A 12,176-nucleotide genomic window follows, 5' to 3' on the forward strand; every position below is an offset into this window, starting at 1 on the left:
GCCGACCTGATGGACACCGCCACGTCCGTCCCGCAGCTAGCCGAACACTTCGGCGGCGGCGTCGTCAAGAGCGTCGTCGACCTGAACAAGCTCCTGCGCAGCGTGAACCCGATCGACCCCTACAACATCACGCACCCCGCCGAGTACGTCACGGGCCTCTCCGGCCTCGTAGCCGGCCTGTCCACGACCGCCAACAACCCCGTCGAGGCCGTCAAAGGCCTCGTCGGCAGCGGCTCCGACCCGGCCGAAGCCGGCGGCAAACTCTTCGGCAACCTGCTGCTCGCCCCCGAAACCGGAGGCGGCAGTGCCGCCGCCACCGTCGCCGAACGCGAAGCCATGGCCGTAGCCGAGAACGCGGCCAAGAACACCGCCAAGGAAGCCGCCGAAAACGTTGCGAAGGAAGCGGCGGAGAAGGCCGCGCGTGACGCTGGCAAGACCGACGCAGCCGTGACCTCGGTTGACATCGATAAGATCGATGTCGGTGCACGCGGATACAAGCCTGTTTGGCGCGAGAGCAATGAGCCGTTGTGGCGCTACGATGACCGGCATCCCGACGAGATATTCGGGGAAGGGAGCCCCGGCTTCAAGCCGCAGGACAACGACAACTACAACCTCTGGGGTTATACGCAGAAAAACCGCGAGTCAATATTTGTGGGTACGACCCGCGATCCGGCCTATAGTCTTCCAAGGAATTTCAAGTACGAGATCGATGCCCCGGGCGGTATCGACATAAATAAGACGCTTGAGGATTTCGACTACAACCACGCCCACGAGAGCGAGATCGCCTTCCCTGGCGGCATCAAGGCAGAAAATGTCAAGGGCGCCTGGCGATTGGATGACAACAGGAACCCGGTCGAATGGATCCCGAACCCACGATATAGGCCCGCTCACGGGGTCAATCCATCCGCGCCTTAGTCTCAGGTGATCCGGCAACTCGATAAGTGGTTTGAAAGGTAGGGGAGGCAGTGCATTACGGCCCGGTCAACCCCCCGATCGCCGAGGCCCTACGTGCCGAGGCTCGCCGTCGGTGCGGGGGCTGGATTTACACGATCGATCCAGCTTGCGATCCGAACGGAGAAGTGCCCAGCTATGCGGTGATGGGGGGCTGGCAGGTCGACTCCAACGGAGAACTGGTTCGTTTTCGGCACAACCCGAACTACCGACCTTCACCGCAGTCGCGAGGCTGGTCGAGGCCGGAGAACGCAGCTGAGGAAGCGCTCCAGTGGGCGGCAGCCGGTTACGGCAGCGAGGAGGCCCTGAAGGCAGCACTTCTCGATTCCGACCTGCTTCTGTTCGCGCAGCCGGGTCACCTGACCCTCCACGTCGTACCGGGCGCGGACGGACCGGACATCCTGGAGGCGTGCACGTCGGAGCGCTACCTGCCGCCGCATTGGCCGGGAGCAATGAGGTTGACCGGGCGGCAGCTTACCGAGATGACGCGCGGGCTGGATCTGCGCATCAATCCGGGTGCCGTTCCCTCGGTCACCCTTTCCTTGGATGACTTGGCAGGCTGATAGGCGACCGGCACGCCCCGCTCAGTAGTATCTGGCCGCGGCCTTCACGGGCTCCCGCAGCGATTCGGGCAGGAGCGGGCTGTCTCGCCAGACCTCAAGCATCTCAAGAACGATTCGCCATGCCCGAGTTGCAGCCTGGACCGCTTCGGGCGTAGCCCGCTCCTTTCCGAGCAGAGCGACGTAGCCGATGGCCATCCGATCCCACGCGAGATAGATGGAGTTCACTGCTGGCCCGAGCTTCTGCCCGCGCCGCTCAAGTTCTGCTTGTCGTTCGAGGTTGCGCACGAAATCTCGCAGATCGCTGTACTGCGTTTCCGTGGGCAGGTAAGGCTCGTTGCTCATCGAAAGACCTCCATGGCCGGTCGGAGGCCATGAAGGATACTGAATGCATGACTGAGGCTGTCACGCGAATCGGTCAAGGGGCAGTCGGTAGCGCCTGGGACGGCGGGCGGAGCAGGAGCGAGGCGAAGGAAGCGAAGCCCGGCCAGCGGGAGGCTGTCCGGGCTCCATCCCTTGTAAGGGCGTCCGCCAGTAGGTGCCGAGCTAATCGGCAGTAGCAAGGCAGGCACGGTTCGCCCGATCACGGAGTCCTACCTTTCAGGCATGGGTTCGCACTGGTCACTCGGTGAAGGCGTCCAGCACGGCGTCCCACATGCCGGAGCCGGGGCCGGTGCCGTGGACCAGGACGAGGGTGTCGGGGCCGTCGCCGACGACGCGGTAGGGGATGCGGGCGGTGCCGACGGTGATGGTGGGCATGGCGGGGTTCCTCCTGGTCTGGTCCGGTTCGGGCTGGCCGACCGGGGGAGAAGTAAACTGCACGGTGCAGATCAGTGATTCAACTGCACCGTGCAGTGCAATTCGAGATGGAGGAACGGTGCGGAGCGGAACTGTCCGTGCCCGGCCACCGTCCAAGGAGTGACGGAATGCCTGCCCGGGTTGAACGCCGGGAGGAGTACGGAGGATCCAGTGCAGTCAGGTGGTGCCGAACTGAACCTCGGATGCCCGGACGGTTGTCGCGACGACTCCTCATCCGCGCCCGCCTGGTGGCCGGTGCTGGCTCCGGAGGTGACGGCCGATCAACTCGACGCGGCGGAACGCTGCGAGGCGCTGCTGCGGGAAACCGTGGACGCCGTCCGGCCGGCGCCGGCCTGGCGCGCGGCGGCGCCCCGGGCGGGCGCCCGACTGCCGTTGCCGGGGCGGGAGTCGGAGGCGCACTGGTACGTCACCCGGGGCCGGCACCTGCTCACCGTCGTATCGCCGTGCCGCCGGGCGGAGTTGGCGGGGGTGGTGGAGCGGCACTGGCGGCGGCGGGGGTGGACGATCACCTCGCTGAATGCCGGGCGGGATCGGACGGGGGTGGCCGCCGTCACCCGGGATGGGTATCAACTGGCGCTGGGCATCGGTGAGTTCGGTGAGATCGCGCTGACCGCGAGCTCGCCCGGGGTGGCCTGCCCGGAGCGGCCGGGGGCCGGCGGGTCCGCGCCGCTGCCGGACGTGCACTGCCCGTACTGGAGCGCGCTGATGTGATGCGGGGCTCACGGGGGAGGCGTGGAGCGAGTCCCCCCGGACCCGCTCCACGCCGCCTCGTCGCGCGGCTTCGGCGCTGCCGCTCCCCCCGACACCCCGGCAGTCCCGCCGTCCCCCCCCCTGGCAACACCCTCCGGCGAGAGCGGTCCGCACAGGCCCCGGCGAGCCCCCGCCTCCGGGGACGTCGTGGTCTCACGCTAACAAACCGCTTGGTTGGTTTGTCAATAGTGAGATCCACGAAAAATCCACAATCGTGGGGGCGGGTTCTGGTTGCTCCGACAGGCGTCCCACCAGGCGGTTGTGTGCCGGTCAGGATGGCGTACGGCGGCCGGGTGCGCGCCCGGGACCGGCCCGGCATGCGGAGTGCGGTGCCTGGAATCCGACATTCCGAGCATCATGGCAGCACACAGTGACACCGCGCGAGTGCCCAGCGCAGCCACCGCCTCTCCTGGCCGTGCGGCCGGCTCGGCGCAGCAGTCGGCGCTCCTTGGCCACTGCCACCGCTCCGGCCCGGGTGTCCACGCCCAACTCGTCGTAGATCCGGCCCAGATGGGTCTTCACCGTCGCCTCGCTGATGAACAGCGCCCGCGCGATCTCCCGGTTGCCCAGGCCCTGCGCCAGCTGTTCCAGGATGTCCTGCTCACGCTCGGTGAGCTGCGGCGCGGGCGCCCGCATCTGCGCCATCACCCGGGAGGCGACCGGCGGTGAGAGCACCGTCCGGCCCTGGGCGGCCGCGTAAACGGCGGCGGACAGCTCCTCCGGCCGTTCGGCCTTCAGCAGGTAGCCGGTGGCGCCCGCGGCGATCGCCCGGGTGATGTCGGCGTCGGTGTCCTCGTTCGGGTGAACACCGGGAGGGTCGTCGCAGAACAGGCGGTGACCCTTTGAAAAGCCGGTGTCGTTGTCAGTGCCGCGTGGCAGGCTTCCCGGTATGACGGCGTGGACCCTCAACGACATCGAACGTGCGATCCGCTCCTCCTGGGGTGTCGACACCTGTGCGCCCGAGGACCTGGCCCACTGGCGTCCCGACAATCCCGCCCGTGGCCAGTGCGGGGTGACGTCGCTGGTGGTGAACGACCTGCTCGGCGGCGAGCTGATGATGGGCGAGGTGCACGTCGACGGGGTCCGGACGGACCTCCACTGGTGGAACCGCTTCGCCACCGGCTTCGAGATCGACCTCACCCGCGAGCAGTTCGGGCCGGACGAGCTGGTCGGCCCCGGCCGCCCGGTCGCCCGGCCGGCCCGCCCCGGCCGGCTCCAGGCCCAGTACGAGTTGCTGCGCCACCGGGTGGTGACCGAGCTGGAGCGCGGGGCCGCCGCGAACCGCAGCCGTCGGCGTGCGCGCGTCTGCGCCTGACCACCCTGGGGCCTGACCACCCCGAGGCCTGACCACCCCGGCCTCCGAGCACCCCAGCGTCCGACGACTCCGGAACCGGACCACCCCGGCGCCGGGCCCACCCTGACGTACAGTCGGCCACGAACGGACGGCTACGGCGACGGGAGTACGCGGATGACCGGGACGACGACGGTCGGTTTCGTGGGGCTGGGCGCGATGGGGCAGGGCATGGCCGGCAGCCTGCTGCGGGCCGGCCACGCCGTACGGGTCTGGAACCGTTCGCCCGATCCGGTGGCCGCCCTGGTGGCCCAGGGCGCGGAGGCGGCCGGCACGGTCGCCGAGGTCTTCGCCGCCGACACGGTGGTCTCCATGCTTGCCAACGACGAGGCGTTCGAGCGGCTGTTGCTCGACCCCGGGCTGCTGGCGGGCGCGGGCGCGACCCTGCACGTCAACATGGCCACCGTCTCGCTGGCGCTCGCCGAGCGCGCCGAGGCGCTGCACGCCGAGCACGGCATCGGCTACGTCGCCGCGCCGGTCCTCGGCCGGCCCCCGGTCGCGGCGGCGGGCCGGCTCAACATCCTGGCCGCGGGCGCGCCGGAGCTGCTGGAGCGGGCCGAGCCGCTGTTCGCCGCGATGGGCGAGCGCACCTGGCGGTTCGGCGGCAGTCCCAGGCAGGCCAACACCGCCAAGATCAGCACCAACTTCCTGCTGGCCTGCGCGATCGAGTCGATGGCCGAGGCGTGCAGCCTGGCCGAGGCCCACGGGGTGCGGCCCGCCGACCTGGTCGAGATGCTCACCGGCACGCTCTTCCCGGGGCCGGTCTACTCCGGCTACGGCTCGATGGTCGCGGAACGCCGGTACGAGCCGGCCGGGTTCCGGCTGCCGCTCGGGCTCAAGGACGTCGGACTCGCCCTCGCGGCCGGGGCCGAGCGCAACGTCCCGCTGCCGTTCGGCGGCATCCTGCGGGACGCCTTCCTGGACGCGCTGGCCCACGGCGACGGGGACAAGGACTGGGCCGCCGTCGCCGAGGTCGCCCGCCGCCGGGCCGGGCTGAAGGACTGACCCACCTGCGGTTCTCCGGGGCGCGGGCGCGGAATAACCGGCGCGCGACGGGTGCTCACACCTCCGTCCGCAGCACCCGACCGGGGGAGTCTCCGATGTCCGACCAGCCGTCCGGCGCCGAGGCGCCACGCCGTTTCCTGTTCCTCGACGCGAGCGCGCGCGTCGGCGGCAACTCCGAGCGACTCGCCCGGCTGGCCGCCGAGTCGAGCCTGCCGGCCGGCGCGGAGCAGCGCTGGCTGCGGCTCGCCGACCGCCCGCTGCCGCCCTTCCAGGACCTGCGGCACACCGGTGACGGCCGCTACCCCGAGCCGGTCGGGCACGAGCGGACCCTGCTGGAGGCCACCCTCGAAGCCACCGACCTGGTCTTCGTCGCGCCGCTGTACTGGTACTCGCTGCCGACCACCGCCAAGCTCTACCTCGACTACTGGTCGGCCTGGTTCCGGGTCCCCGGCCTGGACTTCCGCGCCGCGCTTCGCGGCGGCACGGTCTGGGGCGTCACCGCCCTCGCCACCGGGGACGACAAGGCCGAGCCGCTCATCGGCACGCTCCGGCTGACCGCCGAGTACATGGGGATGCGCTGGGGCGGCGCGCTGCTCGGCAACGGCACCCGCCCGGGGGACGTCCTGCGCGACGAGCGGGCGCTGATCGCGGCCAAGTCCTTCTTCGCGGACTGAGGCTCCCAGGCCTCCCGCGGAGTGACGCATTCACGCCATCCGGGCCCGTGCGATACCGTCATCCGGACGTGTACCCGTCAGTCCGCGGTCATCTCCTGGCGAAGCGCAAAAGCCTTATGGACGGACGGACTTGGACGATTCGGGCGCTCCGGGGCCGGGTGTGGACCGCAGCACGGCACCTGCCTTCCGGAGTGGCTGGATCGTTCGGTACTCTCCGTCGGACTTTCAGCTTCGCGGGGGGTTTCGCGCCGTCTGCGGCCGCCCCCTCGCGCCCGGGCCTCGCCCGGACACTTCCGTGAGGTCTCCTTGTTCATACGTCGCAGTCTTGCCCTTGCCGGCGCCGCCGCGCTCGCGTCCTCGCTCGTGCTGGCCGGCGCCCAGGGCGCCATGGCCGTCGGTGTCACCGGCACCCCGTCCGCCGCCGCCCAGGCCGAGAAGGCGAGCCACCAGGCCCTCGACCTCTCGGTGCACGGCGTTCCCGGCACCTTCATCGCCGGTGGTGACGCCCGCGAGTTCACCTACCGGATCGACAACTCGACGAAGACCGACTTCGTCGCCTTCCCGCTGCTGAAGTTCAAGAACAAGGCGGGCACGCTCAAGGCGAAGGACCTCAAGCTCGAGTACCAGCTGCCGGCCTCGCTGCCCGGCGGCGGCACCTGGAAGACCGCCGTCATCGCCCCCGGTGGCGGCGACGGCGACGACAGCGCCGTGCTGATGTTCCTCGGCGACGTCACCGACGGCGGCGACGCCGCCGACGGCGCCCTGCTCTACCTCGCCCAGGGCAAGAGCGTCGACATCAAGGTCCGTGCCTCCTTCACCAAGGACACCCCGCTGGGCAAGGCCGGTGTCGTGCCGGTGGTCTACTCCGCCGACGCCAACGACGAGAACGACCACGGCGGCTTCAGCTGTGACGGGATCAAGGGCGCCGGCTTCACCATCAAGGCCGGCGGCGGCAAGCCCACCCCGACCCCCACCCCGACCAAGACCGGCAAGCCGAGCCCGACCGCGAGCAGCTCGCCCACGGCCAGCCATACGCCAACCTCCAGCGCGTCGCCGACCGCCCCGGCCACCGCCACCGCGACGGCCACCTCGACCCCCACCACCGAGCCGACGAAGCCCACCGCCGAGCCGACGACGCCGACCACGGCGCCGACCACCCCGGCCACCGGCACCGGTTCGCCGTCCGCCTCGCCGTCCGACTCCGGAGCGACCGGCGCCCCGGCGCCGTCCGGCGGCAGCAGCACCGACGCCCCGCAGCCGATCGACTTCCCGGTGCAGAACCCGACCGTCACCCCGCCGAAGATCACCCCGGGCGGTGTCACCAAGGCCAAGACCGCCGCCGCCAACGCGGACAAGTCCCTCGCCACCACCGGTGGCGGTGATCACACCACCGCGATCGCGGCCACCGGCGGCGCCGTCCTGGTCGCCGGTGTCGGCACCCTCGTGGTGCTGCGTCGTCGCAAGTCGGGCCAGCAGAGCTGACCCCGGGCGGAGCTCCGTGAGTGCCGCCGTGCCGCCCGGCCGTCCGTTCGTACGGACACCCGGGCGGCACGGACGGTACTTCTCCGTCACATAGGATGTCCGGCCGGAGGGGGCGGAACGGCGGGGAGAGGGACAGGTGCGGGTAGCACGCACGGCACAGGCCACCACCGACTACGAAGCCGCGACCGGGCGGATCGCGGGACTTCCGCTCCGCAGGCACCACGTCCTGCTGACTGCCTGGACGATCCTCTGGTTCTTCCTGGTCGAGCCCAGTGGCGGGTTCTCCTGGCACTACCTGCGCCAGGGCGAGCAGCTGCTCTTCAGCCACCAGGCCGACGGCGGCCTCTCGCTCTACGCCCACCACCCCGAGCTGCAGATCGGCCCGGTCAGCCTGGCCGCCGCCCGGCTCACCGCCCCGTTCTCACCGCACATCGGCCAGCTGGTCGCCGAGGCGGTGAGCGCCGGGCTCGGCCTGGTGATGCTGGTCCTGATCGGCCGCACCGCCGCCCTGTACTACCTGGGCACCGGCACCAACCACCGCCGGCTCCAGCAGCGCTTGCTGATCGCCGGACTGGCGTTCATCCCGATGTGGGTCGAGGTCTCGGTCCGCTTCGCGCACCTGGACGACGTCCTCGCGCTGTTCTTCACCACCCTCGCCGCGCACGCCCTGGCCCGCGGCAAGCCCACCCAGGTCGCGATCTTCCTGGCCCTGGCGGTGGACTCCAAGCCCTGGGCGATCGCCTTCGCCCCGCTGATCCTGGCCCTGCCCCGGCCCGCCTGGCTGCGCGCCGCCATCTGGTTCGGCGTCCTGGTGGCGGTTGCCTGGCTGCCGTTCTACCTGGGCAACCTGGACACCCTGGCGGCCGCCAAGTTCACCATCCCGAACCAGCCCGCCTCCGCGCTGCGCTGGTTCGGGGTCACCGACCCCTCCACCCCCTGGTGGGACCGCCCGACCCAGTTCGCGCTCGGCATCGGCCTCGGCTGCGTCGCCGTCTGGCGCGGCCGCTGGCCGGCCGTGGTGCTGCTCGGCGCGGACGCCCGGATCCTGCTCGACCCGAGCGTCTACACGTACTACACGGCCTCGATCCTGCTCGGCACCCTGCTCTGGGACGCGGTCGGGCAGAAGCGGCTGGTCCCGTGGTGGAGCTGGATCGCGCTGGCCGCGCTGTACGGCGGCACGCTGTTCCTCCCGTCCGACCCGGCCCGCGGCTTCGTCCGGCTCGCCTTCGTGGTGATCTCCGCCGGGTACGTGCTGTTCTGGCCCACCCAACGGACCCGGCGACCCCGCCCCCCGGCCCAGGGCGGCGACGGACGCCGCCGGACCGCCCGGCGGCGCGAGCGGGTACTGGCCGGCGCCGGCACCTGAGACCCTCCGCGGCGACGGCTTGACCCTCACGCGACGTGAGAGCGGAGGGTTGTGGTCAGCACCAGGGAGGAAACCCGGATGAACGAGAACCAGGGCTACTCGGTCGGTGCCGTGGCGAAGATCGCCAAGGTCACCGTCCGCACCCTGCACCACTACGACGAGATCGGACTGCTGTCCCCCGCGGGCCGCACCCGTACCGGCTACCGCCGGTACGTGGACGCCGACCTCGACCGGCTGCAGCAGATCCTGTTCTACCGCGAGCTCGGATTCCCCCTGGAGGAGATCGCGGCGATCCTGGACGACGACTCGGTCAGCCCGAGCGAACACCTCCGGCGGCAGCACCGACTGCTCACCGACCGGATCAGGCACCTCCAGGAACTCGCCACCGCCGTCGAACACGCCATGGAGGCACGCAGGATGGGCATTCAGCTGACCCCGGAGGAGAAGTTCGAGATCTTCGGCGAGGGCTACCGGGAGGAGTGGGAGCAGGAGGCCGAGCAGCGCTGGGGCGACACCGAGGCCTGGGCCGAGTCCCAGCGCCGCACCGGCGGCTACACCAAGGCCGACTGGCAGCGCATCCAGAGCGAGATGACCGAGCTCAACCACCGCCTGGTGGAGGCGGTCACCGCCGGCGAGCCCGCCGACGGCACCGCGGCCATGGACCTCGCCGAGGCCCACCGGCAGCACATCTGCCGGAACTTCTACGACTGCACGTTCACCATCCACCGCGGTCTGGCGTGCCTGTACGTCTCGGACCCGCGCTGGACCACCACCTACGAGGACCTCGCCCCCGGCCTGGCGCAGTGGCTGCACGACGCCATCCTCGCCAACGCCGACCGGAGCGAGAAGGCGTAACCGCCGCCACGGGGGAGCCGGCGGTACGGGGGAGCCGGCGGTACGGGGGAGCGGCGGCCACGGGGGAGCCGCCGCCACGCCGGGAGGCGGCGGCACAGGGGAACCGGCGGCTACGCCACCCCGCGCCCGAAGGAGCGCCGGTAGGCGGTCGGCGAGGTGCGCATCACCCGACCGAAGTGGTGGCGGAAGGTCGCCGCGCTCTCGAAGCCGACCGCCGCGGCGATCTCCTCCACCGTCCCCTCCGGGGACTCCAGCAACGACAGACTGGCCGCGATGCGCTGGGTGACGACCCAGCGCATCGGGCTGGTGCCGTTGCGCGCGGTGAAGTGCCGCAGGTACGAGCGGTCCGACATCCGGGCCGCCCGGGCCAGCACCGAGACGGTCAGCGGGTCGGCCAGGTGGTCCAGCGCCCACTGCATGCTGCGGGCGATCCCGTCGTCCTCCTCCTCGACCGGCCGGACGGCGGCCTCGATGAACTGCGCCTGCCCGCCGTCCCGGTGCGGCGCCACCACGAAGCGGCGGGCCACGCTGTTGGCCACCTTGGCGCCGTGGTCCCGCCGGACCAGGTGCAGGCACAGGTCGATCCCCGCGGCGCTGCCCGCGCTGGTGAGCACGTCGCCGTTGTCCACGTACAGCACGTCCGGGTTGACCAGCACCTTCGGGTAGCGCTGCTGGAGCAGTTCGGCGTACCGCCAGTGGGTGGTCGCCTCCCGGCCGTCCAGCAGCCCGGCGGCGGCCAGCGCGAAGGCGCCCGAGCAGATCGACACGATCCGGGCGCCGCGCTCGTGCGCCGTCCGCAGCGCCCCGACCAGTTCGGCGGACACTTCGCCGCTGAAGGCGTTGCGCACCCCCGGGACCACCACGGTGTCGGCGGCCGCCAGGTCGTCCAGCCCGTACTTGGCGGTCAGCGCGAAGCCGCCCACCGCGTCCAGCTCCGTCCCGGGCCGGTCGGCGCACACCTTCAGCCCGTACCAGGGCGCGGCCAGCAGGCCGCTCAGCTCCGGCCGTGCCAGCCCGAACACCTCGACCACCACGCCGAGTTCGAACGGTGCCATGCCCTCGAAGGCGTACACCGCGACATCGTGCACGGGCTCCGGGCGACGGCCGATGACGACGGCCACCGGGCGCGGTCGGACGCCCGCGCCGGCCGCGCTCTCGACTTGCTGTCCGGCGTGCTGCTCGGCCATGCGAACCCCCTGCTCACGGGTGGCGGAATCCCGGTGAGTGTAGCCGCCGCGGCCACCCCGGAACTTTCCGCGAATCCCCCTGCAACCTCCACGCCCGTCACGCGTCCATTGCTACGGGGGCGGAGAGAACCGGGCCGAGGGCGGCTGCGAGGATCCCCCCGATCGCGATCTTGATCAGGTGACCTGACGGTCCGGCGAACGCCGTCACCGTCCCGGGGGAAAGCAGACCGCACATGTCCATGGCCATCGGGCCGATCGCCGCGCCGGCGGGGCGGCGCGGCTTCTCCGTTCGCGGTGTGGTCGCCGCGCTGTTCGGCGCGCAGGAGGCCGGCGAGCCGACCGCCGGCCTCAGCTCCGACCAGCAGGCGGCCCAGCGCCGCTCCGGCTTCCGGCTGCTGCGCGGAGGCCGCAAGCCCGTGGAGGACCGGCCCACCCTGACCGACCTGTACCACGCCCACCGGCTGGGCCTGGTACGGATGGCCGTGCTCCTGGTGGACCACCAGGACCTGGCCGAGGACGTCGTGCAGGAAGCTTTCACCCAGCTCTACCAGCGCCACGGCGAGAACCTGGACGACCTCGACAACGCCCTCGGATACCTGCGGACCGCGGTGGTGAACGGTGCCCGCTCGATGCTGCGCCGTCGCAGGACCGCCCGGGAGTACGTGCCCCCGCACGAGGCCGACGCGCCCTCCGCCGAGGACCACGCGGTGCTCAACGACGAGCACCGGCGAGTCCTCGTCGCCCTGCAGGAGTTGACCCCCCGCCAGCGTGAGGTGCTGGTGCTGCGCTACTGGTCCGACATGTCGGAGGCGCAGATAGCCGAGACCCTGGGACTCTCCCGGGGTGCCGTGAAGTCCACCGCCAGCCGGGCCCTGGACGCCTTGGAAAAGCACCTGGAGAAGGTTCGATGACCGACAAGCTCCCCCGCCCGGGCGGCGGTGACGACGACGGATCGGCCGGGACCCCGATGGAACGGCTGCTCCGCGAGGCGATGAACGCCCGGGCCTCCATGGTCACCGCCCACGACCTGCGCCCGGCCGCACCCCCGAAGGACCGGATCCGCAGGCTGCGCCCGCTGTACCTGACCACCGCGCCGATCCTCGCCCTGGCCGCTTCCCTGGCCATCGGCGTGCTCGCCTTCCACGGCGACCCGGTCGCCAAGCAGGACGTCCCCCC

13 protein-coding genes and 2 pseudogenes are annotated in these 12,176 nt (G+C 71.3%); 11 read left to right on the forward strand and 4 right to left on the reverse strand.

Annotated elements, in window-relative coordinates:
- The first annotated feature begins 336 nt into the window (after positions 1-336).
- On the forward strand, positions 337-915 hold the full coding sequence (locus ACZ3UD_RS06250; protein WP_465582863.1) for a scabin-related ADP-ribosyltransferase: 579 nt from the start codon (positions 337-339) through the stop codon (positions 913-915).
- Between the two features lie 50 nt (positions 916-965).
- Positions 966-1,514 (forward strand): type VII secretion system-associated protein, encoded by a 549-nt coding sequence (locus tag ACZ3UD_RS06255; RefSeq protein WP_465582799.1) that lies wholly within the window; start codon positions 966-968, stop codon positions 1,512-1,514.
- Between the two features lie 21 nt (positions 1,515-1,535).
- Here ACZ3UD_RS06255 and ACZ3UD_RS06260 read toward each other — a convergent pair whose 3' ends face one another.
- A complete protein-coding gene (locus ACZ3UD_RS06260; protein WP_465582800.1) occupies positions 1,536-1,856 on the reverse strand; it encodes a hypothetical protein in 321 nt (106 codons plus the stop codon).
- Between the two features lie 276 nt (positions 1,857-2,132).
- Positions 2,133-2,270, reverse strand: a complete 138-nt coding sequence (locus tag ACZ3UD_RS06265) for an alpha/beta fold hydrolase (RefSeq protein ID WP_465582802.1) — start codon at positions 2,268-2,270, stop codon at positions 2,133-2,135.
- Between the two features lie 309 nt (positions 2,271-2,579).
- Here ACZ3UD_RS06265 and ACZ3UD_RS06270 point away from each other — a divergent pair, with 309 nt between their 5' ends.
- Positions 2,580-3,041: a hypothetical protein gene (locus ACZ3UD_RS06270; protein ID WP_465582805.1), complete on the forward strand. Its 462-nt coding sequence runs from the start codon at positions 2,580-2,582 to the stop codon at positions 3,039-3,041.
- Between the two features lie 471 nt (positions 3,042-3,512).
- Here the strand turns inward: ACZ3UD_RS06270 and ACZ3UD_RS06275 are convergent.
- Positions 3,513-4,070: pseudogene (locus tag ACZ3UD_RS06275) on the reverse strand (LuxR C-terminal-related transcriptional regulator); the annotation flags it as partial.
- On the opposite strand from ACZ3UD_RS06275, the gene ACZ3UD_RS06280 reads away from it, so the two are divergent.
- The 6 genes from ACZ3UD_RS06280 to ACZ3UD_RS06305 all read left to right on the forward strand — a co-directional run bounded on the left by ACZ3UD_RS06280 (position 3,970) and on the right by ACZ3UD_RS06305 (position 9,813).
- A complete protein-coding gene (locus ACZ3UD_RS06280; RefSeq protein ID WP_380608779.1) occupies positions 3,970-4,395 on the forward strand; it encodes a YunG family protein in 426 nt (141 codons plus the stop codon). The pseudogene ACZ3UD_RS06275 and the gene ACZ3UD_RS06280 sit on opposite strands and share 101 nt — an antisense overlap.
- A gap of 153 nt (positions 4,396-4,548) precedes the next feature.
- Positions 4,549-5,436, forward strand: a complete 888-nt coding sequence (locus tag ACZ3UD_RS06285; protein ID WP_465582807.1) for an NAD(P)-dependent oxidoreductase — start codon at positions 4,549-4,551, stop codon at positions 5,434-5,436.
- Positions 5,437-5,531: 95 nt separating this feature from the next.
- The gene (locus ACZ3UD_RS06290; protein WP_465582810.1) at positions 5,532-6,110 is read left to right on the forward strand and encodes a flavodoxin family protein; all 579 of its coding nucleotides are present in this window, start codon (positions 5,532-5,534) and stop codon (positions 6,108-6,110) included.
- Between the two features lie 306 nt (positions 6,111-6,416).
- Positions 6,417-7,592, forward strand: coding sequence for an LPXTG cell wall anchor domain-containing protein (locus ACZ3UD_RS06295; protein ID WP_465582812.1), 1,176 nt, complete (start codon positions 6,417-6,419; stop codon positions 7,590-7,592).
- 136 nt (positions 7,593-7,728) lie between these two features.
- Positions 7,729-8,958, forward strand: a complete 1,230-nt coding sequence (locus tag ACZ3UD_RS06300; protein WP_465582815.1) for a hypothetical protein — start codon at positions 7,729-7,731, stop codon at positions 8,956-8,958.
- Between the two features lie 78 nt (positions 8,959-9,036).
- Positions 9,037-9,813 (forward strand): MerR family transcriptional regulator, encoded by a 777-nt coding sequence (locus ACZ3UD_RS06305; protein ID WP_465582817.1) that lies wholly within the window; start codon positions 9,037-9,039, stop codon positions 9,811-9,813.
- Between the two features lie 110 nt (positions 9,814-9,923).
- Here ACZ3UD_RS06305 and ACZ3UD_RS06310 read toward each other — a convergent pair whose 3' ends face one another.
- Positions 9,924-11,000 carry a helix-turn-helix domain-containing protein gene (locus ACZ3UD_RS06310; protein ID WP_465582820.1) on the reverse strand — a complete coding sequence of 359 codons (1,077 nt, stop codon included), beginning with the start codon at positions 10,998-11,000 and terminating at the stop codon, positions 9,924-9,926.
- Between the two features lie 233 nt (positions 11,001-11,233).
- On the opposite strand from ACZ3UD_RS06310, the gene ACZ3UD_RS06315 reads away from it, so the two are divergent.
- Together ACZ3UD_RS06315 and ACZ3UD_RS06320 are read left to right on the forward strand one after the other, a co-directional pair.
- Positions 11,234-11,911 (forward strand): RNA polymerase sigma factor, encoded by a 678-nt coding sequence (locus ACZ3UD_RS06315; RefSeq protein WP_465582823.1) that lies wholly within the window; start codon positions 11,234-11,236, stop codon positions 11,909-11,911.
- Positions 11,908-12,176: pseudogene (locus tag ACZ3UD_RS06320) on the forward strand (hypothetical protein); the annotation flags it as partial. The gene ACZ3UD_RS06315 and the pseudogene ACZ3UD_RS06320, both read left to right, overlap by 4 nt.

This window comes from Kitasatospora sp. NPDC023118 (genome assembly GCF_055560875.1).

Coding starts and splice junctions, on each gene's coding strand:
- ACZ3UD_RS06250 (WP_465582863.1), top strand. CDS start 337: ATGGCCGTAGCCGAGAACGCGGCCAAGAACACCGCCAAGGAAGCCGCC.
- ACZ3UD_RS06260 (WP_465582800.1), bottom strand. CDS start 1,856: ATGAGCAACGAGCCTTACCTGCCCACGGAAACGCAGTACAGCGATCTG.
- ACZ3UD_RS06265 (WP_465582802.1), bottom strand. CDS start 2,270: ATGCCCACCATCACCGTCGGCACCGCCCGCATCCCCTACCGCGTCGTC.
- ACZ3UD_RS06280 (WP_380608779.1), top strand. CDS start 3,970: ATGACGGCGTGGACCCTCAACGACATCGAACGTGCGATCCGCTCCTCC.
- ACZ3UD_RS06305 (WP_465582817.1), top strand. CDS start 9,037: ATGAACGAGAACCAGGGCTACTCGGTCGGTGCCGTGGCGAAGATCGCC.
- ACZ3UD_RS06290 (WP_465582810.1), top strand. CDS start 5,532: ATGTCCGACCAGCCGTCCGGCGCCGAGGCGCCACGCCGTTTCCTGTTC.
- ACZ3UD_RS06285 (WP_465582807.1), top strand. CDS start 4,549: ATGACCGGGACGACGACGGTCGGTTTCGTGGGGCTGGGCGCGATGGGG.
- ACZ3UD_RS06310 (WP_465582820.1), bottom strand. CDS start 11,000: ATGGCCGAGCAGCACGCCGGACAGCAAGTCGAGAGCGCGGCCGGCGCG.
- ACZ3UD_RS06315 (WP_465582823.1), top strand. CDS start 11,234: ATGTCCATGGCCATCGGGCCGATCGCCGCGCCGGCGGGGCGGCGCGGC.